General features: G+C 72.6%; 20 protein-coding genes and 1 tRNA gene. 11 read left to right on the forward strand and 10 right to left on the reverse strand.

Annotated elements, in window-relative coordinates; genetic code table 11:
- Nucleotides 1-36: 36 nt before the first annotated feature.
- Nucleotides 37-1557 (reverse strand): threonine/serine exporter family protein, encoded by a 1521-nt coding sequence (locus tag FB470_RS14060; RefSeq protein WP_306991785.1) that lies wholly within the window; start codon nt 1555-1557, stop codon nt 37-39.
- A 150-nt stretch (nt 1558-1707) separates the two neighbouring features.
- Here FB470_RS14060 and FB470_RS14065 point away from each other — a divergent pair.
- Both FB470_RS14065 and FB470_RS14070 read left to right on the forward strand, forming a co-directional pair.
- A tRNA-Thr gene (locus tag FB470_RS14065) sits at nt 1708-1780 on the forward strand.
- Nucleotides 1781-2437: 657 nt separating this feature from the next.
- A complete protein-coding gene (locus FB470_RS14070) occupies nt 2438-3244 on the forward strand; it encodes a PrsW family glutamic-type intramembrane protease (RefSeq protein WP_306991786.1) in 807 nt (268 codons plus the stop codon).
- Here FB470_RS14070 and FB470_RS14075 read toward each other — a convergent pair.
- Nucleotides 3205-3786, reverse strand: coding sequence for an NADPH-dependent FMN reductase (locus FB470_RS14075; protein WP_306991788.1), 582 nt, complete (start codon nt 3784-3786; stop codon nt 3205-3207). The genes FB470_RS14070 and FB470_RS14075 overlap by 40 nt on opposite strands.
- A 102-nt stretch (nt 3787-3888) precedes the next feature.
- Between FB470_RS14075 and FB470_RS14080 the strand changes: the two genes are divergently transcribed.
- Nucleotides 3889-4737, forward strand: a complete 849-nt coding sequence (locus FB470_RS14080) for a helix-turn-helix domain-containing protein (protein WP_306991790.1) — start codon at nt 3889-3891, stop codon at nt 4735-4737.
- Nucleotides 4738-4849: 112 nt separating this feature from the next.
- Complete coding sequence (locus FB470_RS14085) at nt 4850-5287, forward strand: ester cyclase (protein ID WP_306991792.1); 438 nt, start codon at nt 4850-4852, stop codon at nt 5285-5287.
- Nucleotides 5288-6353: 1066 nt separating this feature from the next.
- Here the strand turns inward: FB470_RS14085 and FB470_RS14090 are convergent.
- The 4 genes from FB470_RS14090 to FB470_RS14105 form a co-directional block, all read right to left on the reverse strand.
- Nucleotides 6354-7562 carry an RNA polymerase sigma factor gene (locus FB470_RS14090; protein WP_306991794.1) on the reverse strand — a complete coding sequence of 403 codons (1209 nt, stop codon included), beginning with the start codon at nt 7560-7562 and terminating at the stop codon, nt 6354-6356.
- 2 nt (nt 7563-7564) lie between these two features.
- Nucleotides 7565-7900 (reverse strand): YciI family protein, encoded by a 336-nt coding sequence (locus tag FB470_RS14095; RefSeq protein WP_306991796.1) that lies wholly within the window; start codon nt 7898-7900, stop codon nt 7565-7567.
- 103 nt (nt 7901-8003) lie between these two features.
- Nucleotides 8004-9347 carry an MFS transporter gene (locus tag FB470_RS14100; RefSeq protein WP_442320133.1) on the reverse strand — a complete coding sequence of 448 codons (1344 nt, stop codon included), beginning with the start codon at nt 9345-9347 and terminating at the stop codon, nt 8004-8006.
- Nucleotides 9348-9419: 72 nt separating this feature from the next.
- Nucleotides 9420-10529 carry a PucR family transcriptional regulator gene (locus tag FB470_RS14105; protein ID WP_306991798.1) on the reverse strand — a complete coding sequence of 370 codons (1110 nt, stop codon included), beginning with the start codon at nt 10527-10529 and terminating at the stop codon, nt 9420-9422.
- A gap of 108 nt (nt 10530-10637) precedes the next feature.
- Between FB470_RS14105 and FB470_RS14110 the strand changes: the two genes are divergently transcribed.
- Nucleotides 10638-11417, forward strand: a complete 780-nt coding sequence (locus FB470_RS14110) for an SDR family NAD(P)-dependent oxidoreductase (RefSeq protein ID WP_306991800.1) — start codon at nt 10638-10640, stop codon at nt 11415-11417.
- A 42-nt stretch (nt 11418-11459) separates the two neighbouring features.
- On the opposite strand, the gene FB470_RS14115 is transcribed toward FB470_RS14110, so the two are convergent.
- Genes FB470_RS14115 through selD form a run of 3 tightly spaced genes read right to left on the reverse strand, consistent with a single transcriptional unit; the run spans nt 11460 to nt 15082 of the window.
- Nucleotides 11460-11867, reverse strand: a complete 408-nt coding sequence (locus tag FB470_RS14115) for a CoA-binding protein (protein ID WP_306991802.1) — start codon at nt 11865-11867, stop codon at nt 11460-11462.
- A gap of 28 nt (nt 11868-11895) precedes the next feature.
- Nucleotides 11896-14055, reverse strand: coding sequence for a hypothetical protein (locus FB470_RS14120; protein WP_306991804.1), 2160 nt, complete (start codon nt 14053-14055; stop codon nt 11896-11898).
- A gap of 34 nt (nt 14056-14089) precedes the next feature.
- Nucleotides 14090-15082, reverse strand: a complete 993-nt coding sequence (selD, locus tag FB470_RS14125) for a selenide, water dikinase SelD (protein WP_306991806.1) — start codon at nt 15080-15082, stop codon at nt 14090-14092.
- A 58-nt stretch (nt 15083-15140) separates the two neighbouring features.
- On the opposite strand from selD, the gene selA reads away from it, so the two are divergent.
- The 4 genes from selA (at nt 15141) to FB470_RS14145 (ending at nt 19515) form a co-directional block, all read left to right on the forward strand.
- On the forward strand, nt 15141-16421 hold the full coding sequence (selA, locus tag FB470_RS14130) for an L-seryl-tRNA(Sec) selenium transferase (RefSeq protein WP_306991807.1): 1281 nt from the start codon (nt 15141-15143) through the stop codon (nt 16419-16421).
- A complete protein-coding gene (locus FB470_RS14135; protein WP_306991809.1) occupies nt 16409-18112 on the forward strand; it encodes a selenocysteine-specific translation elongation factor in 1704 nt (567 codons plus the stop codon). The genes selA and FB470_RS14135 overlap by 13 nt, the downstream gene beginning before the upstream one ends.
- A 94-nt stretch (nt 18113-18206) precedes the next feature.
- Entirely contained in the window at nt 18207-18968 is a 762-nt protein-coding gene (locus FB470_RS14140; protein ID WP_306991810.1) for an SDR family oxidoreductase, read from the forward strand.
- A 67-nt stretch (nt 18969-19035) separates the two neighbouring features.
- Nucleotides 19036-19515 (forward strand): hypothetical protein, encoded by a 480-nt coding sequence (locus FB470_RS14145; RefSeq protein ID WP_306991812.1) that lies wholly within the window; start codon nt 19036-19038, stop codon nt 19513-19515.
- 153 nt (nt 19516-19668) lie between these two features.
- Here FB470_RS14145 and ilvD read toward each other — a convergent pair whose 3' ends face one another.
- Entirely contained in the window at nt 19669-21336 is a 1668-nt protein-coding gene (gene ilvD / locus FB470_RS14150; protein WP_306991814.1) for a dihydroxy-acid dehydratase, read from the reverse strand.
- Nucleotides 21337-21555: 219 nt separating this feature from the next.
- On the opposite strand from ilvD, the gene boxC reads away from it, so the two are divergent.
- Nucleotides 21556-23172, forward strand: coding sequence for a 2,3-epoxybenzoyl-CoA dihydrolase (boxC, locus tag FB470_RS14155; RefSeq protein WP_306991816.1), 1617 nt, complete (start codon nt 21556-21558; stop codon nt 23170-23172).
- A gap of 1 nt (nt 23173) precedes the next feature.
- Nucleotides 23174-24592: a benzoyl-CoA 2,3-epoxidase subunit BoxB gene (boxB, locus tag FB470_RS14160; RefSeq protein WP_306991818.1), complete on the forward strand. Its 1419-nt coding sequence runs from the start codon at nt 23174-23176 to the stop codon at nt 24590-24592.
- Nucleotides 24593-24594: the final 2 nt, after the last annotated feature.

Consider the following 24594-nt stretch of genomic DNA (forward strand, 5'->3'; position numbering starts at 1 on the left):
CGAACCAAGATCCACCGCGCGGTGGGTCGAGGACGGCTACTCCAGTCTCCGCTCGGTCGTCCGCAGCGGGCCGGCCATGCGCGGGCCCGCGAGCTTCCGTTCGAGCCGGCCGAGACCGGTGCGAACCGGCTGTGCGAGGTACTCCCCGAGTACCACGCCGGCGGCCAGCGCAAGCCCGATCGCGGCCGCTTTGATCAGCGTCGACAGGTTGCCGTTGCTCTGGGTGGCCAGTTCATAGAGGCCACGGTACGTGGACAGACCGGGCAGCAGCGGGGTGATCCCGGACACCGCCACCACCAGCGGCGTCACCTTCAACCGGCGGGCGAGCACGCCACCGGAGAACCCGACCACGATGGCGGCGACGGCCGAGGAGGTGATGGCGTCGAACCGGCCCACGATCAGCAGTGCGCCGTACACGCCGGCGCCGATCGCGCCCGCGGCGGCGGCCACCAGCATCGACCGCAGGGTCGAGTAGCTCGCGATCGCGAAGCACGCCGCCGCCGCCGCGCCGGCGGGCGCGATGACCAGCAGGCTGTCGGCGGTCTGCGCGGGCAGGACGGGTTCGGCCGGGGTGAACCCGAGCGCCTTGGCGATGTTCAGCGCGAGCGCGACGCCGGTGATCAGGCCGGCACTCATCAGGACCGTTTCCATGGTCCGGCCGGCGGCGGTCACGTTGTACCCGGTGATGGCGTCCTGCACGGCCGAGACCGTGGAGAGGCCGGACAGCAACACGGTGATGGCCGCCGCGGCGACCAGTGTGGAGAACTTGGCCGGGACGAGGTCGGTGTTCACCGCGAACGTGGCCATGCTGGTGGCCAGCAGCCCGCCCACGACCTGCTGGAAGAAGAACGGCAGCGCGACGCGGTTCAGCACGCGGCCCAGGCGGTCGATGAGCGCGGAGATGATCAGCGCGCCGATCGCGACGTCCAGGGTGCCGCTGAGCAGCAGGGTGATGAAGAAGGCCATGCCGCCCCAAGCCAGCGTGGCGAACCAGCGCGGGTACGGGTGCGGCGCCGTGGTGATCTGGTGCAGCTCGGTGTAGGCCTCTTCGGCGCTGAGGTGCCCGCGCAGGCAGCGCTGGACGAGCATCTCGGTCTGCGACAGGCGGGTGTAGTCCAGGCTGCGGGAGCGCACCACGCGCAGCGCGGTGATCGGGTTCGCGTCGGTGCCCCGGTGGCACGTCACGGTGATGGACGTGAAGATGACGTCCACCTCGCAGTGCGGGAGACCGAACGCCTCGGTGAGGGACAGGATCGTCGCCGTCACGTCGGACGCGCCCGCGCCGCTGGCCATCTGCACCTCGCCGATGCGCAGGACCAGGTCGAGGACGAAGTTGACCGTCGCCTCGTCGGGCAGGGCCGGGCCGAGTTCCGTGGTCGCGTCCGGTGCCGGCTGCTCGCCGGTCGGCGCCTCCAGGATGTGCCAGGCCCGGCGACGCGGCTCGGTCGCCCGCCGCCGCCGATTGGCCTTGTCGACGTCCGGATCCGCCGGCGCCTCGAGAATGTGCCAGCCGCGCCTGCGGGTCACCGGGCCCCGGACGCGCTGGGTGCTGTTCATGCGGCCGTCACCTCCTTGATTGGCCTCCCGGCTACGCATCGCCTCGATCACGCCGGTCGTTGCAAAGGGGCAACCGTGGCGTGCGCCACTTCGACGATCATCCACGAATCCCAGGGGCCCGGCAGGGGTTGCTAGGATGACCGCGATCAGGCCGACTTAGCTCAGCTGGTAGAGCAGCTGTCTTGTAAACAGCAGGTCAGGGGTTCGAGCCCCCTAGTCGGCTCCCCTCCGGACCAGGGCGTTTCGGTGTGGCAGGAAACACCCTGGTCCGGCCTCGTCTCGATTGTTCGTTCAGCCCGGTACCGAAGCGGCTGCCGGCCCGTTGTCGTAGCTCGTCTCAGCGCCGCCCGGCTCGGGATTGGGGGCTCCACGACGACGAGGGCGCCGCTGTGTCGTGCTGGGCAGTCGGCGCCCCGCTTGCGACCACATTGCTCGTGCGGGTCGCAGCCGTGCTGCCATACCTGCCGTTGCAACGCTCGCGGTACCGTGAGCATTCCCGTGACCTGCGCAAACCGGCACAGCGCGGATCGGATTGCGCATGATCCGGGTTCCGTCGCTCGGTTTCGTTAAGAGACGCGCGTAGGGCATTGTGGACCTGTTGCAGCGTTGCCGAATTGGCGCCTTCCTTTCGGAGACGCGCAGAGAACCGTTCGATGTGTGTGCGCGCCGATTCCCGGAACGATGTCCTTGTCGACCGCCATTTCTCGACCGTCCACTCGTGACCGGTCGTGCGGACCATGCCTGTGTCGCGCTCTCGTTCGAGTTTCCGGACCTTGCGTGAAGGGCGGGCCAGGGACCGTGCGGATCCGTCGGCGGGTAACGCTGTTCGTCGTTCCGGCGACTTCGGTCACGGGCCATCCGACCGGGAGGGGCGTCAGCGATGCGGACCGAGAACCTCACCCGAACCGCCACCGGGCGTTGGGCCTGGGTGCTCGTCCTCGTCGTCGGGCTCGGGTTGTTCGAGTCGGTGCGCCGGGTGCTCCTGGACACCGAGAACCCGAACCTGGTGCCGTCCCTGATCCTGCTCGGTGCCGTCGTCGGGCCGGCGACGTTCGTCGCGTTCGTGTGGGGCCGGCGGTTGTCGTTCGGCGTCGATCCGGTTCTCGTGGGGCTCGTGGCGTGTGTCGGGGGCGTCGTCGGCGTCGTCACGGCCGGGTCGCTCGAGTACGACGTGCTCAAGGACCTCGGGCCGCTCCAGATGGTCGGCGTCGGCGTCATCGAGGAGACCTGCAAGCTCCTCGGGCCGGCCGTGCTGTTGTTGTTCGTCACCGACAAGCGGACCGCCACCGGCCTGCTGCTGGGCGTCGCGTCCGGGGCGGGCTTCGCGGCGCTCGAGACGATGGGCTACGCGCTCGTCGCGTTCCTCAAGTCCCAGGGGAACATCGGCGCCGTCGACCAGACGCTCCTGCTCCGCGGCGTGCTCAGCCCGGCCACGCACATGGCGTGGACCGGGCTGACCGCCGCCGCCCTGTGGGCCGCGGCCCGGCGCCGCGGTCGGTCCCGCGCGGTGGGCCGGTTCGTGGCCGTGTTCATCGTCGCCGTGGCCCTGCACGCCACCTGGGACAGCCTCGGCACCCCGATCGCCTACATCGTGCTCGCCGCCGTCAGCCTCGGGCTCCTCTGGTACACGGCGCACCGCATGGCCCGCTACCGCTCGGCGTACGGCCGCCGCGCCCGGGCGTTCTGAAGCGCCTCCGCCCACCACACCAGTTCGTCCAGCAACGTCTTCGCCGCGCCGTCCGGGCCCTCGGGGTCGAGCAGGCGGCCGTCGGTGCCGAACTTCGCCCAGTGCTGGTCGAAACTCACGCCGTCCCGCACGGTCACCGAATGCGTCTCCGCGAACACCTGCCGCAGGTGCTCCACCGCACGCAACCCGCCGCCGAGCCCGCCGTAGGACACGAACCCGACGGGCTTGGCGTGCCATTCGGTGTGGTGCCAGTCGATGAGGTGCTTCAGCGCGGCCGGGTAGCTGTGGTTGTACTCCGGCGTGACCACGACGAACGCGTCCGCCCGGTCCAGCCGCGCCGACACGTCGTGCAGTTCGGGCGGCACCGGCTCGCCGGGGCCTGCCGGCAGGGCGAGGGGGAGTGGGACGTCGGCCACGTCGATCAGGTCCACGGTGAACCGGCCGTGCCGGGCCGCCGCGTCGAGGAACCAGTTCGCGACCACCGGCCCGAACCGCTGCTGCCGGACGCTGCCGATGATCACCGCGAGGTGGAGTTCTGTCATGCCTTCGACGGTGCCGCCGCGCGGCGGCCGGAAAAAGGCCGCGCTGAGACTGGCCCTCGGAGGGCGACCCTCACGGCACGCGGCGCCGGTAACGTCGGTCCGGTGAGCGACAACGAGCTGGGCGAGTTCCTGCGCACCGCCCGGGAAGCGGTGACACCCGCCGAGGTCGGGCTGCCCACGGGCCCGCGCCGCCGCACGCCCGGCCTGCGCCGCGCCGAACTCGCGACCCTGGCCGGGGTGAGCATCGACTACCTGTCGCGGCTGGAACAGGGCCGCGACCGGCACCCGTCGCCGCAGGTGCTCGGCGCGCTCGCGGACGCGATGCGGCTGTCGCCGGAGGCGCGGGGGCAGTTGCGCCTGATCCTGACGCGCCACAAGGACCGCACCCTGTGCGAAGCCAGCCGTCCACCGGTCCGCGAGGTGCGTCCCCCGGTGCGCGCGATCCTGGACCGGCTCGAGCCCACGCCCGCGCACGTGGTCAACCGCATCGGCGAGGTCATCGCGTGGACCGACGGTTTCGACCGCCTCGCCCGCCCGGCCGGCCTGCTCGACGGTGAACCGCCGAACCTGGCCCGGTTCGTGTTCACCGACCGGCGGGCGCGCGCGGTGTTCCCGGACTGGGACGCCGTCGCCGACCGGCAGATCGCGAACCTGCGCGTGGAAACGCACCGCGATGATCCGCAACTGGCGTTGCTCACCGAGGAGCTGTCGGTGGCGGCCGGGGCGGCGTTCACGGAACGGCTGACGGCCAGGATTCCCTTGCGCGGCACCGGAGTGGACCGGTTCGCGCACCCGGTGGTGGGCGAGTTGCGGCTCACCTACGAAACCCTCGCCCTGCCCGACGCGGACGAGCAACGTCTGGTGGTCCAGCTCCCCGCCGACGAAGCGACGGCGGCCGCGGTGAACGAACTCGACGGACGGCGGCCGGGTTCGCTGCGTGCGGTGCGATAAAGAGCCGTAAGACCCTTGCCGCGCCCCGGTTCCCGGGCGTCCACTGCGGAACGCGGCCGCGGACGTCGTCAGCGGGCGCCGCCCGCCCCACCGCGGCCGAAGGAGGTGGACCATGACTCCGGACGAGCGGAGGGAGAAGCTGCGCCGCGGGATGGACCGGATGTGGAACCAGGGCGAGGCGGAGGTCTTCGGCGAACTGTTCGCCGAGCACTGTTCGTTCCACGACCCCACGTTCCCGACCTCCGGGCCCGGCGAACTCCGCCAGCAGATCAGCGAACTGCGCACGGCGTGCCCGGACCTGCACGTGGATGTGCACGACGTCGTCGTCGAGGGCGATCTGAGCGCGATGCGGTGGACCATGGGCGGCACCGCCCGGCACGACTTCCGCGGCATCCCCGGCACCGGCAAGTCCTGGGTGATGACCGGCATGGGCTGGGACAAGTGGGAGGACGACCGGATCGTCGAGAGCTGGGTCAACTACGACATGCTCGGCACCCTGCAGCAACTCGGCGTGATCCCCGAGACGGCGACGCAGGAGACAGCCGGCTGACGCTCCGCGCGCTCGCGCCACCCGCTGCCGCGGGGGTCGCGCGGTGGTGTGCTACACCGCTGCGGCTGCCCTCTCGCACCCGCGGCGAGCCGGCCGAGAGAGGCGGCCGCCGCACGGCGGACGGCGGCGACCCGCTCGCGTGACCCGCGTCCGCGGGCCGCCCGCTGGGCGCCGCAGCGCTTCCGGCGCGACGCGCTCGCGCTACGTGCTGCCTCGGGAGCTCGACCTGCGGGGGTCGCGCTTCCGCCGCGGTCGCGCGGTGGTGAGCCACGCCGGTCCGGCCGCGGGTGCGCTTGGTGATCGGGCCGCGGGAGGCAGCCGCACGGCCGCGCACAGTGGAAGGCGGCGATCCGCCCGCGCAACCCGCGATCCGCCCGCGCAACCCGCGCCCGCGGGTCGCAACGGCTGTCTGGTACCTGCGGGTCGCCCGCTGGGCGCCGTAGGGCCTCCGGCGGGACGCGCTCGCGCTACGTGCTGCCCCGTGGAGCCCGACCCGCGGGGTCGCGCTTTCGCGGTCGCACGGCCACGCCGGTCCGGCCGCGGGTGCGCTTGGTGATCGGGCCGCGGCAGGCGGCCGCCGCACGGCCGCACAACGTGGACGGCGGCGATCAGCCCGGGCAACCTGCGATCCGCCCGCGCAACCCGCGCCCGCGGGTCGCAACGGCTGTCCCGTACCTGCGGGTCGCCCACTGGGCGCCGCAGGGCCTCCGGCGCGACGCGCTCGCGCTACGTGCTGCCCGGGAGCCCGACCCGCGGGGTCGCGCTTTCGCGGTCGCACGGCCACGCCGGTCCGGCCGCGGGTGCGCTTGGTGATCGGGCCGCGGCAGGCGGCCGCCGCACGGCCGCACAAGGTGGACGGCGGCGAATCGGTCGCGCAACCCGCGCTTGTGGCTCGCCCCGGGGAGCCGTGTGGCCTCCGGCGCGCCTCTGGGAGCAGTCGGGGCGCGACCCCCAGCGTGACCCGCCGGTCGCGCTGAGGCGGTGATCAGACACCCCGGTCCCGGGCTTGCGCGCCCGCGGCGAGTCGGCCAGGCGCATCCCGACCCTCCACCGCCGGCGCGTCGGCTCAGCCGAGGTCGGCGAGGCGCGTGCGCAGGTGGGCGGCCTGCGGGTCGCTCAGTCCGAGCGCCAGCGCGCGCCGGTACGCGGTTCGTGCTTCGGCGGCCGCGCCCAGCCGGTTCAGCAGCTCCCCGCGCGTCGCGTGCCACCAGGGGTACTCGGTCAGCCCCGGGATGCCGTCGACCAGTGCCAGACCGGCCGCCGGGCCGTCGCGTTCGGCCACGGCGACCGCCCGGTTCAGGCGGGCCACCGGCGTGTCCGCCACCTCCAGCAGCACGTCGTACCACGAGATCAGCGCGTCCCAGTTCGTCTCGGCGTAGGACGGCGCCAGTGCGTGGCACGCGGCGATCGCGGCCTGCACCACGTACCGGTCGGGAACCGCCGCCCGCCGCAGCCCGCGGCCCAGCTGCGACACGCCCTCCTTGATCGCCGCCACGTCCCACCGCGACCGGTCCTGGTCCGGCAGCAGCACCGGCACCCCGGCCGCGTCCACCCGCGCGTCCCGCCGCGAGTTCTGCAGCAACAGCAACGCGAGCAGGCCCAGCACGGTCGGCTCGTCGGGCATCAGCCCGGCCAGCAGCCGCGCCAGCCGGACCGCCTCGTCGACCAGCTCGAGCCGCACCAGATCCGATCCGGCCGCCGCCGCGTAGCCCTCGTTGAAGATCAGGTACACCGTCGCGGCCACACCGGTCAGCCGGTCGGGCAACTCCGCGGCGTCCGGCACGCGGTACGGGATCCGCGCCTGCGCGATCTTCTGCTTCGCCCGCGTCAACCGCTTCGCCATCGTCGCCTCGGGCACCAGCAGCGCCCGCGCGACCTCCGCGGTCGACAACCCGCCGAGCGTCCGCAACGCCAGCGCCACCTGCGCCTCCAACGACAACGCCGGGTGGCAGCACGTGAACACCAGCCGCAGCAGGTCGTCCCGCACCACCTCGGCCGGTTCCGGCTCGGGGAACGGCATCGCCGCCGCCTCCTTCCCGGACCGGGCGGCCTCGCGGCGGAACAGGTCGACCGCCCGCCGCTTCGCGGTGACCAGCAGCCAGCCGCGCGGGTTGTCCGGCACGCCGTCACGCGGCCAGGTCTCCAGCGCCCGGACCACGGCGTCCTGCACCGCGTCCTCGGCGACGTCGACGCTGCCGGTGACGCGGATCAGCGTGGCCAGTACGCGAGTTCCCTCCTCCCGCACCAGCCTCGCGACCGCGTCACCGGTTTCCACCGTCAGAACTCGATCACCGGCCGGATCTCGACGACCCCGTTCCGGGCCGCCGGGAGCTTCGCCGAGACCCGCACGGCCTCGTCGAGGTCGGCGCATTCGAACAGGTAGAACCCGGTCAGCGCCTCCTTCGTCTCGGCGTAGGGGCCGTCGCTGGTCAGGACGTCGCCGCCGGAGACCCGCACGGTGGTCGCGGTCGAGGTCGGGTACAGCGCCTTGCCGCCCCTGATGACGGCGGCCGCGGCCTGGCCGAACTCCATGTACTGCTTGGTCGTCTCCGCGTGCTCGGGCTGCGACCAGTCGACGTCCTCGGTGTACAGCAGGGCGGCATAGGTGGGCATGGCTGCTCCTCCGTGGTGGGCACCGGCGCCGATCGCCGGTGTTCACGATAAGGACGAACAGCCTCCCACCGCTCTGGACAGCGCCGCCGATTTTTTTCGGCGGTCAGCCGAGGTCGCCGCCGCGGGTCTCGCGCAGGAACCAGACGCAGCCGGCGCAGATCACCGCGATCAGCGCGACGTACCCGGACACCGGCAGGGAGGAACCGGTCGCGGCGATGAGCTGCGTCGCCAGGATCGGGCTCACCCCACCGCCGATCACGCCACTGGCGTTGTACGCGATGGACGCGCCCGTGTAGCGGTAACGGGTCGCGAACAGCTCCGGCAGGAACGCGCCCATCGGGGCGAACAGCGCGGCGAACGCGATCATCCCGACCGCCATCGCGAGCGCGATCAGCACCGGGTTGCCCGTGTTGATCAGCGCGAACATCGGGAACGCCCACACCACCGCGAGCACCGCCGCGCCCAGGCAGACCCGTTTCCGGCCCACCCGGTCCGACCACGTGGCCAGCACCGGCGTCGCCAGGCCCATCACCAGGGCGCTGATCATCGCGCAGATCAGCAGCATGTTCTTGTCCAGCTTCAGCACGGTGGTGCCGTAGGACAGGGAGAACGTGGTGATCGTGTAGAAGAGCGTGTGCGCCAGGATGAACGCGCACGTCGACAGCAGCAGCGTCGCCGGCTGCCGCTTCACGACCTCGACGATCGGCACCTTCGCCTTGTCGTGCTCGGCCATCGCGCGCTCGAAGACCGGCGTCTCGGCGATCTTCATCCGGATGTAGTAGCCCAGCACGACGAGCAGGGCGCTGGCCAGGAACGGGATGCGCCAGCCCCAGTCGTCGAAGGACTGCTCCGACATCGTCCGGCCCAGCACCAGGAACGCGGCGCCGGCGATGATGAACCCGATCGCCGGGCCCATCTGCGGGAAGCTCGACCACAGCCCGCGCCGGTTCTTCGGCGCGTATTCGGTGGCCAGCAGCACCGCGCCGCCCCATTCGCCGCCGAGCCCGAACCCCTGCAGGAACCGGCACAGCACCAGCAGGATCGGCGCGCCGATGCCGATCGCGTGGTAGGTGGGCAGCACGCCGATCGCCACGGTGCCGGTGCCCATGACCAGCAGCGACGCCACGAGCATCGCCTTGCGGCCGACGCGGTCGCCGAAGTGCCCGAACACCACGGCGCCCATCGGGCGCGCGATGAACCCGACGCCGAACGTCGCGAAGGCGGCCAGCGTGCCGGCGAGCGCGGAGAACGTCGGGAAGAACTGGTGCCCGAACACCAGGGCCGCGGCCGTGCCGTAGAGGTAGAAGTCGTAGAACTCGATGGCCGTGCCGATGAAACTGGCGATCGCGATCCGCGAAGCCGACACCGGGGCGGCGGACGTCTGCGCGAGGGTGTTCAACGGCTGCTCCTTCGAGGCCTGGTGGTCCGGGTCGGAGTATCTGCGCACGCGTCGCCGGTCACGACCTACAACGGTCGGGTTTTCCCGCTCCCGATTCCTCATCCTGTCGAAAACGCCAGCTCACGCGACCAGGAGGGGGAGCAGCCGCAGACCCAGGTGCAGCGTGAGGCGATGCTCACCGTCGGCCAGGTCGAGCCCGGTGATCTCCTCGATGCGGTGCAGCCGGTAGTACAGCGAGGTCCGGTGGATGTGCAGCGCGGCCGCGGTGTCGAGGCTGGACCCGGCGTGGTCGAGGTAGGCGGTGAGGGTTTCGACGAGCCGCCCGTTGGTGTCCGACGCGAGCAGAGCCCGCAGGGGCTCGGGCAGGTGTTCGCGCTGCGGAGCGGGGATCCGCAGCAGGAGGGCGTAGGCGCCGAGGTCGTCCCAGTGCGCGATGCCGTCGAAGCGGGGCAGTGTCGCGGCGGCCCGCACGGCGATGGCGGCCCGGTCCCTGGCGATCCAGGCGTGGCCGTCGGGCTGGGTCCCGACGCCGACGACGCAACGGCCTCCGTCGCCCAGCACGTCCTCGACCTGCTTGACGATCGCGGCCGCGTCGGCGCCGCCGAGCAGCACTCCCTGGCGGTCGCGCACGGCGAAGGACGGCTCGCGGCCGCGAGTGGCGGCCTCCAGCGCGGTGCGCAAGGCGACCTCGGTCCGGGCGCTGTCGCCGGTGATCACCTCGGCTATCAGGACGGTGGTGGTGTCGGGGAAGTCGTGCGTGACGGTGCGGTCGCCGCCGAGCAGCTTGCGCAGGGTCTCCTCGCGGGCCGTGCGTTCTTCGTCGGCGACCAGGAAATCGCGGTACAGCAACGCCGCGAGCGGTTCGGCCGCCGTCCGGATGGTCTCCAGCTGGGTGCCGGTGAGTGAGCCGTCGGGGTCGATGACCATCAGCAGGCCGAGCAGGACGCCGCGCCAGCGCAACGGCATGCTCACGCGCGCCAGCATGTCGAGGTCGGGCCGGGGCGGGATGACACCGGGTCCGGACCAGCGGGTCACGCCCTGCGCGAGGATGTGCCCGATCGCTTCGCTGCCCGCGCTGCGCTGCAGCATCGCGCGCACCCGCACGGTGTCCTCGTCACCGAAGTGCCTGCTCGCGCACAGCAACCGGACCGACGGATCGTTGATCGCCACCGACCGGCCGAGCTCCTCCGCGAGTGCGTCGACCCTCCGCTGCAGTTCGCTGGTGACCATGGCCCCATCATCTACCAGGCCGTTTCTCGGGTTTTCGGAAAGCCCGCCGCGCGGTCTTCGACGCCGTGTGGTTCCCCGGCCGGGACGAGCGCGCCGATACTGCGCCGCATGGGGAGACTGGCCGGCAAGGTGGCGCTCGTCTTCGGCGCGGGGTCGAGCGGCGACGGGATGAGCAACGGGAAGGCGGCCGCGCTCGCCTACGCCCGGGAGGGGGCCCGGGTCGCCGCGATCGACGTGAACCCGGCGGAGGCGGAGCGCACCGCCGCGGCCATCGCCGACGCGGGCGGGAAGGCGCTGGCGATGACCGCGGACGTGACGGTCGAGTCGCAGGTCGCCGCGGTGGTGGCGGAGGCCGGGTCACGGCTCGGCGCGCCGACCGTGCTGCACAACAACGTCGGCGCGACCCGCGTCGGGGACGTGGTCGACCTCGCGCTGGCGGACTGGGATGCCGCCCTGGCGGTGAACCTGCGGCCGGTGTTCCTGACCTGCAAGCACGTCCTGCCGCGGATGCTCGCGGCCGGCGGCGGCGCGGTGGTGAACGTGTCGTCGATCGCGTCGATCCGGGACACCGGGTACGTCTACCCGGGGTACAGCGCGGCGAAGGCGGCGGTGAACCAGCTGACGGTGTCGCTGGCGCTGCGCTACGCGGGCGACGGCATCCGGGTGAACGCGATCCTGCCCGGCCTGATCGAGACGCCTCTGGTGACGCGGGGCATCGCGGCCGATCCGCGGGAGCTGGAGCGGCGGCACGCGGCGAGCCCGACCGGGCGGATGGGCAGCCCGTGGGACGTCGCCGCGGCCGCGGTGTTCCTGGCCTCCGACGAGGCGGCCTACGTCAACGGCGTGTGCCTGCCGGTGGACGGCGGCCTATCCGCCCGCTGCCCGTAGGCATCGGTCCACCGGGGCGGCCGCCCCGCACGCGGGCCTCGTCTAGTGCTTCGTGATCCGGCCCAGCGCGCGGACCACCGCGATGCACCGGTCCTCGACGTAGTCCAGTCCGCCCGCCTCGGCGATCCTGCGCGCCTCGGCCGAGGCGATCCCCTGCTGCAGCCACACCGCCTTCGCACCGATCGCCACCGCCTGTTCGGCGACTCCCGGCGCCTCGGGCGAGGGGCGGAACACGTCGACGATGTCGACCGGTTCGGGGATGTCCGCGAGCGACCGGTAGGCCTTCTCGCCGAGGATCTCGTCGGCGGACGGGTGTACGGGGATGATGCGGAACCCGGCGGCCTGCATCGCCGCCGGAACCGAGTGCGCGGCCTTCGCCGGGTTGCGGCTCAGGCCCACGACGGCGATCGTGTTCGCGGCTTTCAGGACTTCTTCGGCGTGGTCGGCCATACTCCGTGGAACCCCCGCCGAGCAGGCGCTATTCCACCGCCAGCCCGCGCGCGGCGCGGAAGGCGGTCAGCAGGTCCATCGACACCCGCGGGTCGAAGGCCATCTGCTGCCGGGCCAGCGCGAGCAGTTGCGGCTCGCCGCCGGGCACGCCGTACAGCGCATCGGTGGTGAGGTCGTCGGTGAAGACCTCGCGCAGCGTGACGCAGAACAGCAGGTACGCGGACGCCTGCGCGCGCAACGCGTCCAACCCGTCGCCGGAACGGATCTTCGCCGCCAGCGCGCGCAGTTCCTCGTGGCCGTGCGCCGCCGCGATCGCCACCAGGTCCGCGATCAGGCTCGACCGCTCCGGCGAGGGTTCGAGGCCGCGGGCGGCGCCGGTGAACGCGTGCGCCTTGCGGTCCAGCTCGCGCCGCACGAGCTGCTCGACGACCTCGCCGAGGGACTGCCCGCGGGGCAGGTCGAGCAGGTCGATCACGGTGCGCCGCAGGTCGCGGGGGAGCCCGCCGGACAGGCAGTGGCACAGGCACCCGAACTGTTCCGGCAACCCGGGCACGCGACGGCTGATCCACTCGCGGGTGTCGTCCGGCGTGAAGTTGTCCAGCCGCACCATCTCGGCGAACGCGCTGTCGAACGCGTCGCGCGCCGGGATGCCGCGGCGTTCGAACGAGACGATCGCGTCGTCGGACACCGACACCAGGAACAGGCAGCCGGGCACGTCGAAGATGCCCTTGACGTCGTTGACCAGCTCCTGCGCCTTCTCCGGCTCGGCGATCTTGTCCAGCTCGTCGATCGCGATCACCACGCGGTCGGCCACGCCCGCCGCCCGCAGCTCGTCGGCCGCGTACTCGGCGAAGGCGCGGAACTCGTCGACCACCTCCGGGTAGCTCAGTTGCTGTTCGGCGCTCTGCGTGGAGCGGGTCCAGCCGGCCTCGCTCTTCAGGGGCAGGGTCAGCTTGCCGGACCAGCCGGTCGTGTAGGTCTGCAGGAACCGGATGCGGCGCAGCTGCTGACCGGCCACCGCGCGCAGTTCGCGCAACCGGGGCGAGGTCCGCGGACGCCTCGCGCCGCGGATCCCGCGCCACAGCAGCGAACCGAGACCGAGCAGAACGGACAGGGCGAGGAGCCCGGCGAGCGCCAGCACCGCGACCCGCCACCCGTCGAGGTCCCGGAACGGGCTGGGCGGATCGGCCACGAACCCGGCCGGCGAGCGGCCCCACGCCCAGCTGCCCAGCAAGACCAGGACCACGGCCGCGGCGAGGTGCCACAGCAGCGACCGGAGCAGGCCCGCGACGCGTTCCCGGCGGCGGGCGGGGGCGACCAGGCGGGCGAACGTCGGCCACCGCTCCGGCCGGTCGCCGCCGTGGGTGCGGGTGATGACCTCCTTGGCCAGCAGGGCGTGCAGGTGGAGCACGAAGTCGCGGGCGTCGTACCGGGCGGGCGCGGAGGCGATCACGGCCAGCGGCGGCCGGTCCGGGTCACCGAGCACGCCGGTGGCGACGAACCGGATCGCGGTCGTCTTGCCGACCCCGCGGTGCCCGGCGAGCGCGATGGCACCGGTTTCGGAACGGGCGACGGCGGTGCGCAGCCGTTCGCCGGCGCCGGTGATGACGGCCGTGGCCGCCGGTGTTTCGGCGTAGAGGTCGCGGACGGCGCGGTAGGTGAACTCGGTGCTGTCCGGCGGTATCCGCCTGTCCTCGATGAAGCGCCGCAGGGCCGGCCACACGATCCGGTCCGCCGCGTACTCGCGCCACAGGTCGTCGACGGGCAGGGCGACCACGCGCGAGACCAGCCCCCGCAGCGGGGTCAGCCAGCGGGAGCCGAGGCGGCAGGCGGCCGCCAGCACGGCGAGGTACCCGGCCACGCCGAACACCGCGAACCCCCACGGCAGGTGCGGCCACGCGCGGACCAGCAGCAACTGGTAACCGAACAGCGCGGCGAACGCGGCGGCCAGCCGGAGCCGGACCGGGGCGTCCCCGCCGGGCAGCGCGGACGTGACCACCAGTTCGGCGCCGGGGTCGCGCAGGAAGCCGGCCCGGCCCTCGGTCAGCCGGTCGCGGAGGTGCCGGTCGCCGAGGAGCGCGGCTCGCGCCTCGCGGTGGGGGATCCGCTCCTCGGCGAGGATCCGGCGCGCTTCCGCGGTCGACACGACGGCCTCGATCAGCAGGTCGTCGTTCCCCAGCACGTCCACGGTCGATCACACTAGGACAGCGCGTGCCCGCCGGTCACCGCACCACGACGACGTGCTCCCCGCGCGGGACCAGCTCGCCGATCACCGGCGCGCCCGGGATCTCGCCGGCCAGCAGGAGGCCGCCGGAGGTCTGGGCGTCGGCGAGCAGCAGGGCCTCGTCCTCGCTCACCGCGGACAGGTCGGTGTGCGGGCGGACCCAGTCGAGGTTGCGCCGCGTGCCGCCGCTGACGTGACCGGCCGCCAGCGCCGCCCGCGCTCCCTCCACATAGGACACGGCGGCCGAGTCGACGACGGCGGTCACCCCGCTCGCGCGCGCCATCTTGTACAGGTGCCCGAGCAGGCCGAAGCCGGTCACGTCGGTGGCGGCGGTGATCCCCGCGTCGAGCGCGGCCCGCGCGGCACCGTCGTTCAACGTCGTCATCACCTCGATCGCCTCCGGAAAGCGTTCCCCGGTGGCCTTGTGACGCGAGTTGAGCACCCCGATGCCGAGCGGCTTGGTCAGCGACAACGGCAGGCCCGCGCGCGCGGAATCGTTGCGCAGCAGGCGATCCGGGTCGCCGGTGCCGGTGACCGCCAGGCCGTACTTGGGCTCGGGGTCGTCGACGCTGTGGCCACCGGCGAGGTGGCACCCCGCCGCCGCGCACACCTCGGCGCCACCGCGCAGCGCTTCCGCCGCCAGCTCGAACGGCAGCACCTCGCGCGGCCACCCGAGCAGGTTCACCGCCACGACCGGGCGGCCGCCCATCGCGTAGACGTCGGACAGCGCGTTGGCCGCCGCGATGCGGCCCCAGTCGTACGGATCGTCGACCACCGGGGTGAAGAAGTCCGTGGTGGCGATGAGGGCCAGCCCGTCCCGGATCCGCACGGCCGCGGCGTCGTCGCCGTCGTCCAGGCCCACCACCAGTTCGCCGGCCGGGTCCACCGGGGCCTGCCCGGCCAGGCCGCGCACCACGTCCTCCAGCTCGCCGGGCGGGATCTTGCACGCGCATCCGCCGCCGTGCGCGTACTGCGTCAGTCGGTATCCCATGCCGACATCGTGCCCCTCGCGCGCTGCGACGGCCCGGCGGAGTTGGGATCATGGTGTGGTGCCCGATCCCCGTCGCCGTGTGCCGCGAACCGACGTGCTGCTCGCGCACCCGCGTCTGGCCGACGCGGAGCGCGTGCTCGGCCGTGCCCTGGTCAAGGCCGCGGTGATCGCGGCGCAGGACCGCGCGCGGGCCGGCGAGATCGAGCCGGAGGAGGTCGCCGAGCACGCGATCGCGGCCCTGCCGCCCACCGCGACCAGCCTGCGCCCGGTGGTCAACGCGACGGGCGTCGTCGTGCACACCAACCTCGGCCGGGCGCCGCTGTCGCAGGCCGCGCTGGACGCGGTGGTCACCGCCGGGCGCAGCACCGACGTCGAGTTCGACCTCGCCACCGGCCGCCGTGCCCGGCGCGGCCGGGGTGCGCTCGCCGCGCTGGCCGGCGCGGTGCCCGCGGCGGGCGGAGTGCACGTGGTCAACAACAACGCCGCGGCCCTGCTGCTGGCCGCGCTCGCGCTCGCGCCCGGCAAGGAGATCGTGATCAGCCGCGGCGAGCTGGTCGAGATCGGGGACGGGTTCCGCATCCCCGAACTGCTGGAGTCCGCCGGCGCGCGGTTGCGGGAGGTCGGCACCACGAACCGGACCAGCCTGCGCGACTACTCCTCGGCGCTCGGGCCGGACACCGGGTTCGTGCTCAAGGTGCACCCGTCGAACTTCCGGGTCACCGGCTTCACCGCGGAGGTGCCGGTCCGCGAGCTGGCCACCCTCGACGTGCCGCTGGTGGTCGACATCGGGTCCGGGCTGCTGACCCCGCACCCGGCCCTGCCGGACGAACCGGACGCGACCACGGCGCTGCGCGACGGCGCCGACCTCGTGACCGCCAGCGGCGACAAGCTCCTGGGCGGTCCGCAGGCCGGGTTGCTGCTGGGAACGGCCGAGCTGGTGGAGCGGTTGCGGCGGCATCCGGCGGCGCGCGCGTTGCGGGTCGACAAGTTGACACTGGCCGCGCTGGAGGCGACGGTGCGCGGTCCGGAACCGCCGGTCGCGCGGGCGCTCGTCGCGGACGTGACGGAGCTGCGGCGGCGGGCGGAAGCGCTGGCCGCGCGGATACCGGACGCCTCGGTGGTGTCGTGTGCCGCGGCCGTCGGCGGTGGCGGCGCGCCGGGCGTGGAGCTGCCGTCGGTCGCGGTGAGCCTGCCGGAGTGGTGCGCGGAACCGCTGCGGACCGGGACGCCCTCGGTCGTGGGCCGGGTCGAGCACGGGCGCTGCCTGCTCGACCTGCGCACGGTCGATCCGGACGAGGACGAACTGCTGCTCGCGGCGGTGCGCGCATGCACGTCGTAGCGACCGCCGGGCACGTCGACCACGGCAAGTCCACCCTCGTCGAGCGGCTCACCGGCACCTGGCCGGACCGGCTCGCCGAGGAGCGGCGCCGCGGGCTGACCATCGAACTCAGCTTCGCGTGGACCGAGATCGACGGGCGGCTGCTGGCGTTCGTCGACGTGCCCGGGCACGAGCGGTTCGTGCCGAACATGCTCGCCGGGGTCGGCCCGGTGCCCGCCGTGGTGTTCGTCGTCGCCGCGGACGAGGGGTGGATGCCGCAGTCCGCCGAGCACCTGGCCGCGCTCGACGCGCTCGGCGTCCGGCACGCGCTGCTGGTCGTGACCAAGGCGGACCTGGCCGATCCGGGCCCGGCGGCGCGGTCGGCGCTGGACCGGATGGCCGCGACGTCCCTGGGGTCGCCCGAGGTGGTGCCCGTCGGCCGCGGATGGGACCTCGGCCCGCTGCGGCGCGCCCTGTGCGCGATGACCGACCGGCTGCCCTCGCCCGATCCGGCGGCGGACGTCCGGTTGTGGGTGGACCGGGCCTTCACCGTGCGCGGTGCGGGGACGGTGGTGACCGGAACCCTGGTCGGCGGCACGCTGCGCGCCGGGGACGAGCTGGAGCTGGCCGGGGAGCGCGTGAGCGTGCGCGGGCTGCAGTCGCTCGGCACCGACGAGACCGAGGTGAGCGCGGTGGCGCGGGTCGCCGTCAACCTCCGCGGGGTCGATCGGCAGCGGGTGCGGCGCGGGGATGCGCTGCTGACGCCCGGGGCGTGGATGCCCACGTCGGAGGTGGACGTCGCGGTGCGCGCCGACGGGGATCTGCACCGTGAGCTGGTGCTGCACCTCGGTGCGGCGGCGGTTCCGGTCCGGGTCCGTCCACTGGGGACGGATGCGGCGCGCCTGCGGTTGCGGTCGCCGCTGCCGCTGCGGATCGGTGACGTCGGGTTGCTGCGCGATCCGGGCGAGCACCGCATCGCGGCCGGGATCTCGGTGCTGGACGTGCGGCCACCGCGGCTGGATCGTCGCGGTGCGGCGCGGGCGAGAGCCGCGGAGCTGGCCGCCGGGCGGGTCGCGCCGCCGCCGTTCGCCCGGTTCTCGGAGCTGCGCGCGATGGGATTCCCGTTGGCGGGCAAGCGGATCGGCGAGTGGATCGTCGACGACGAGGCCCTCGCACGGGCGCGCGACGAGGCGTTGTCGCGCTTCGCCGAATGGTCCGGTCGTGATCCGGTGGCAGCGGGGATGCCGGTGGAGGCGCTGCGCCGCGTGCTGCGGCTGCCGGCGGCCGAGCTCGTACCGGCGGCACTGGACGGCACGGGTCTGGTGATCGCGGACGGCCTGGTGCGGCGGCCGGGCGCGTCGTTGCCGCCGCGGGTGCTCGCGGCCCTGAACCGGCTCGACGCGGGCTTCCGGGAGCACCCGTTCCGCGCGCCCGAGGCCGACGACCTCGCCCGGCTGGGACTGGGTTCGCGCGAGCTGGCGGCGGCCGTCCGGGCCGGGCGGCTGACGCGCCTCGCCGACGGCGTGTTCGTCGCCCCGGCCGCGGCGACCGCCGCCGCGGCCGAGCTGGCCAGGCTGCCGCAACCGTTCACGGTCAGCGAGGCCCGCCGCGCGTTGGACACCACCCGCCGGGTGGCGGTGCCGCTGCTGGAACTGCTGGACGCCCGCGGCCTGACGACGCGGGAGCCGGACACCCGCCGCCGGGTCGTCTGAGGGTGGTACTGCCGGGCCCAGGTCGAGCGGTGACTGGGTCAGCCGTGCGCGCCGGGGCACCGTTGGTCTCGTTCCGCCGAGAGAAGGAGACCCGATGAACTACGACAGCCTCGCCGGCCGCACCGCCGTCATCACCGGCGCGGCCAGCGGCATGGGCGCCGCCACCGCCGAGCTGCTCGCCGCCCAGGACGTGCGGGTCGCGTTGCTGGCCCGCCGCGCCGGACGGCTCACCGAGCTGGCCGAGAAGATCACCGCGAACGGCGGGCAGGCGCTCGCGGTCGCCGTCGACGTCACCGATCCGGCTTCCGTCGCGGCCGCCGCCGGCCGGGTGCACGACACCCTCGGGCGCGTCGACCTCGTGGTCAACAGCGCCGGTGTGATGCTGCCGAACCCGATCACCGACGGTCGCGAGGACGAGTGGGCCCGGATGATCGACACGAACGTCACCGGCGTGCTCCGCGTGATCCGGGCGTTCGTCGGCGACCTCGTCGAGGCCGCCGCCGCGGGCCGGACCGCCGACCTGGTCAACATCTCCTCGATCGGCGCGCACGTCCCCTTCCCCGGCTACGCCGTCTACAGCGCGACGAAGGCCGCGCTCACGCAGCTGTCCACGTCGCTGCGCACCGAGCTGGGGCCGAAGGACGTCCGGGTCACCAACATCGAGCCCGGCCTGACCGAGACCGAGCTCGGCGGGCACGTGGACTCCGCGGAGCACGCCGCGCAGCTGGACGAGATGGCGGCCGCCCTCGGCCCGCTCGCCGCGAGCGAGATCGCGGACCTCATCGCCTACACGACGAGCCGCCCGCGGCACCTCAACCTGCGGCAGATCATCGTGCTCCCGACCAGGCAGGCGTGACCGGTTCGCCTTGTTTCGCTCGGAAGCGTGACGGGTACTCGACTGTCGGTGAGGAGAGGAGCTCGTCATGGACACGAACGCCTACGTGGCCTTCCTGGTCGTAGGCGCGCTGATCGTGCTGATCGACGGTCAGTTCGTCTACCACAGCGGGAAGCGGTACCTGGCGAACGGGCAGTCCGAATCGGAATCAGGCGCGTCCATGGCCCGGCTCGTGGCGGTGCTGTTCCACATCGCCACGCTGGGTGTGCTCGCGCTCATCTCGACGATCGACTTCCCCGGTGGCACCACGCCGACGGCGATCGTGGGCCGGATCGGGGTGTTCCTGCTGGTGCTGGCGCTGGCGCACGGCATCACGATCGCGGTGCTCGCGCGGCAGCGCGAGGAGCAGGTCGTCGAGCAGATCAACACGCGGATGAACGCGCCGCGCCCGGTGGACCATTCGGTGAACGACCCGGTCGTCTCGCCGGTGCCGGGTCAGGAGGGCCGTGACCCGCGCGTCAGCCCGAGCCTCGAGCGCGGCACCCCCTACACGACCGACCAGTACTAGGAGTTCCGGGGGCGGGCGGTGAATCCGGTGGCTCCGGCGTCCACGTGGCGCCGGAGCCCCGTCAGGTGGCCCCAGCGCCCGTCCGCCGATGCCGCGGATCCGGCCGGCGCCGCTCGACGGTGCTGCGCCGACTCCCTGGCCGGGTGTAGTGCGTCAGGAGCAGATGGCGCCCTGCGCGGCGGAACCGACGAGCCGCGCGTACTTGGCCAGCACACCGGTGCGCCGCGGCGGTTCGGGCATCTGCCAGCCGTCCCGGCGGGCCGCCAGCTCCTCGGGTGGAATCGCCAGGTCGAGCGTGCGGGTCTGCATGTCGAGGACGATCGGGTCGCCGTCGCGGACGAACGCGATCGGCCCGCCGTGCGCGGCCTCCGGCGCGACGTGCCCGATGCACAGGCCGGTCGTCCCGCCGGAGAAGCGTCCGTCGGTGAGCAGCAGGACGTCCTTGCCCAGCCCGGCGCCCTTGATCGCGCCGGTCACGGCCAGCATTTCGCGCATCCCCGGCCCGCCGCGCGGCCCCTCGTAGCGGATCACCACGACGTCGCCGGGCTGCAACGTCGGCAGCGCGTCCATCGCCGCCTGCTCGCCGTCGAACACGCGCGCCGTGCCCTCGAACCGCGACGAGTCGAACCCGGCGCTCTTCACCACCGCACCTTCGGGCGCGAGGCTGCCGTGCAGGATCGTCAGCCCGCCGGTCGGGTGAATCGGGTTGGACAGCTTGCGCACGACCTCGCCGTCGAGTTCCGGGGGCGCCAGCTCGGCCAGGTTCTCCGCCAGCGTCTTGCCCGTGACGGTGAGGCAGTCACCGTTCAGCAGACCGGCGTCCAGCAGGGCCTTCATCACCACCGGCACGCCGCCCACCCGGTCGACGGCGGTCATCACGTGCCGCCCGAACGGCTTGACGTCGGCCAGGTGCGGCACCCGGTCACCGATCCGGGTGAAGTCGTCCAGGGTCAGTTCCACCTGCGCCTCGTGCGCGATCGCCAGCAGGTGTAGCACCGCGTTCGTCGACCCGCCCAGCGCCATCACGACGGCGATCGCGTTCTCGAACGCCTCGCGGGTCATCACGTCCCGCGCGGTGATCCCGGCGCCCAGCATCCCGACAACGGCCTCGCCGCTCTCCCGCGCGAACCGGTCGCGCCGCCGGTCCACCGACGGCGGGCTGGCCGACCCGGGCAGCGACATGCCCAGCGCCTCGGCCGCGCACGCCATCGTGTTCGCCGTGTACATGCCGCCGCACGCGCCCTCGCCCGGGCAGATCGCGCGCTCGATCTTGTCGACCTCGGCGCGCGAGATCAGCCCGCGCGCACACGCCCCGACCGCCTCGAACGCGTCGATGATCGTCACCTCGCGGCCGTCGACCGTGCCCGGCAGGATCGACCCGGCGTAGAGGAACACCGACGCGACGTCCAGGCGCGCGGCCGCCATCAGCATGCCGGGCAGGCTCTTGTCGCAGCCGGCCAGCAGCACCGCGCCGTCCAGCCGCTCGGCCTCCATGACGGTCTCCACCGAGTCGGCGATGATCTCGCGCGACACCAGCGAGAAGTGCATGCCCTCGTGGCCCATCGAGATGCCGTCGGACACCGAGATCGTGCCGAACTCCATCGGGTAGCCGCCGCCCGCGTGCACGCCCTGCTTGCTCGCCTGCGCCAGCCGTTGCAGGGACAGGTTGCACGGCGTGATCTCGTTCCACGACGAGGCGATGCCGATCTGCGGTTTGGTGAAGTCCTCGTCGCCCATTCCGACCGCGCGCAGCATGCCCCGCGCCGCCGCGCGTTCCAGCCCGTCCGTCACGTCCCGCGACCGGGGTTTGAGGTCAGCCATACCGGCGACTGTAGGCGCCCCGGAGGACCGGGCGGAACTCCTCGCCGTCGCCCATCCGGATGTCGGCGTCGTGAGCCGGTTCGGCGGCGGACACCGTGCACGGGCGTCGCGGGTTGCGGCGGCAGGGCGTGCAGGAGACGATCAACCGGCTGATCGAGGTCTGCGATCAACTTTCTACACAACATTGACGTTCGCCAAGCTGATGTAGAGAATTAAGGCATGACGACGGTGTCATTCGATCGGCGGCCCGAGGACTACCGGCACTGGCGGCTGCGGGTCGAGCCGCCGCTCGCGTGGCTGGAGATGGACGTCGACGAGAACGGCGGGCTCGTCGACGGTTACGAGCTCAAACTCAACTCCTACGACCTGGGCGTCGACATCGAGCTGTACGACGCCGTCCAGCGGCTGCGCTTCGAACACCCCGAGGTGCGCGCCGTGATCCTCACCAGCGCCAAGGACAAGGTCTTCTGCGCGGGCGCGAACATCCGGATGCTGGCCGGCTCGCCGCACGAGTGGAAGGTGAACTTCTGCAAGTTCACCAACGAGACGCGCAACGGCATCGAGGACGCCACCGAGAACTCCGGCCAGATCTACCTCGCCGCGGTCAACGGCACCTGCGCCGGCGGCGGCTACGAGATCGCACTGGCCTGCGAGAAGATCCTTCTGGTCGACGACAACTCCTCGACCGTCGCGCTGCCCGAGGTGCCACTGCTCGGCGTGCTGCCCGGCACCGGCGGGCTCACCCGGGTGACCGACAAGCGCCGCGTCCGCAAGGACCGCGCCGACGTGTTCGCCACCCGCCCGGACGGCGTCAAGGGCCGCACGGCCGTCGACTGGCGGCTGGTCGACGAGCTGGTCCCGCGCCAGGACTTCCGCCAGGTCGTCGAGCAGCGTGCGCGCGAACTCGCCGCCCGGAGCACCCGCCCGGAGGACGCGACCGGCATCACGCTCGAACCGCTCGACCGCGAGGTGACCGACGAGCGCATCACCTACCCGAACGTCACCGCGGAGCTGGACCGGGACACCGGCGTCGTCACCATCACCGTGCGCGGGCCGCGCGCGGACGGCTGGCTGCTGGCGATGACCCGCGAGCTGGACGACCTGATCCTGCGCCTGCGCACCAACGAACCCGAGCTGGGCACCTGGGTGTTGCGCACCGAGGGCGACCCGGACGCCGTGCTCGCCGCCGAACGGGAGGTGCTCACCGGGACCGACTGGCTGTCCAACGAAATCCTGCACTACTACAAGCGCACGCTCAAACGACTCGACGTCACGAGCCGCAGCCTGATCGCCCTGATCGAACCGGGCAGCTGCTTCGCCGGCGTGCTGCTGGAGCTGGCGCTGGCCTGCGACCGCCAGTACATGTTGGACGGTCCGCCGATCGACGACGAGGACAGCGACGAGCGCGCCTGCGTCGTGTTGTCCGACGCCAACTTCGGCGCGTTCCCGATGGGCAATGGACTGTCCAGACTGGAGTCCCGGTTCTACGGCGAGCACGACCACCTCGACTGGCTCAAGCGGGAACGCGACCGGCGCCTGTCCGCGGGGGAGGCCGTCGAGCTCGGCCTGGTCACCGAGGCCCCGGACGACATCGACTGGGAGGACGAGATCCGGATCGTGCTGGAGGGCCGCGCCGCGCTGTCGCCGGACGCGCTCACCGGCATGGAGGCCAACCACAGGTTCGTCGGGCCGGAGACGATCGAGACCAAGATCTTCGGCCGCCTGACGGCCTGGCAGAACTGGATCTTCACGAGACCGAACGCCTCCGGGCCGGACGGCGCGCTGCGCCGGTACGGCACCGGTCAGAAGGCGACCTTCGACCGCAAGCGGGTGTGAGATGCCGACCAGGATCGACTACGACGCCAAGATCCCGAACAACGTCGAGCTGTCGGACAACCGGCGCCTCCAGCGGGCACTGGAGGGCTGGCAGCCGAAGTTCATGAACTGGTGGGCCGAGATGGGCCCGGCCCTGGAGACGCAGGGCGTGTACCTGCGCACGGCGGTCAGCGTCGGCCGTGAGGGCTGGGCGCACTTCGACCACGTCGTGCCGCAGGACTACCGCTGGGGCATCTTCCTGTCCGAGCGTGACCCGGACCGCCGCATCGCGTTCGGTGAGCACCGGGGAGAGCCCGCGTGGCAGCAGGTGCCCGGCGAGTACCGCGCCGACCTGCAACGGCTGATCGTGATCCAGGGCGATACCGAACCGGCTTCGGTGGAACAGCAGAAGCTGCTCGGCCTGACCGCGCCCAGCCTGTACGACCTGCGCAACCTCTTCCAGGTCAACGTGGAGGAGGGCCGTCACCTGTGGGCGATGGTCTACCTGCTGCACGCCTACTTCGGCAAGGAGGGCCGCGAGGAGGCCGAGGCGCTGCTCTACCGCAACTCCGGCAGCCCCGACACGCCGCGCATCCTCGGCGCGTTCAACGAGGAGACCGCGGACTGGCTCGCGTTCTACATGTTCACCTACTTCACCGACCGCGACGGCAAGTACCAGCTGGGCACGCTCAAGGAGTCGGCGTTCGACCCGCTGTCGCGCACCTGCGAGTTCATGCTCAAGGAGGAGGCGCACCACATGTTCGTCGGCACCACCGGTGTCGACCGGGTGGTGACGCGCAGCGCCGAGCTGATCCGCGAGCACGACACGATGGACATCGCCTCGCACGGCGGCATCCCGCTGGACCTGATCCAGCGCTACCTCAACTTCCACTACACCGTGTCCCTGGACCTGTTCGGCAGCGAGACGTCGACCAACGCGGCCAACTACTACACCTCGGGCCTCAAGGGCCGCTGGATGGAGACCCGCCGCAAGGACGACCACCAGCTCACCGACGACGCCGCGACGCTGGAGAAGCCGCAGCCGGACGGCACCTGGACCACCGAGGAGATGCAGAAGATCCTGCTGCTCAACCTCGACCTGCGCGGCGAGTACATCGCGGACTGCGAGTCCGGGGTCAAGCGCTGGAACAAGATCCTCGGCGACGCCGGCATCGACTTCCGGTTCCGCCTGCCGCACCCTGGTTTCAACCGCAAAGTCGGCATAAACTCCGGCCACCACATCACACCGGACGGAACGATCGTGGACGAAGCGACCTGGGAGCGCGGCCGCAAGCACTGGCTGCCCTCCGACGAGGACCTGACCTTCGTCCGCTCCCTCATGCACCCCGTGTACGAGCGGGGCAAGATCGCGAGCTGGGTCGCCCCGCCTCGCCAGGGTATCAACGGCAAACCGTTCGACTACGAATACGTGTACCTGTAACC

This window comes from Amycolatopsis thermophila (assembly GCF_030814215.1).
GTDB classification, from domain to species: domain Bacteria; phylum Actinomycetota; class Actinomycetes; order Mycobacteriales; family Pseudonocardiaceae; genus Amycolatopsis_E; species Amycolatopsis_E thermophila.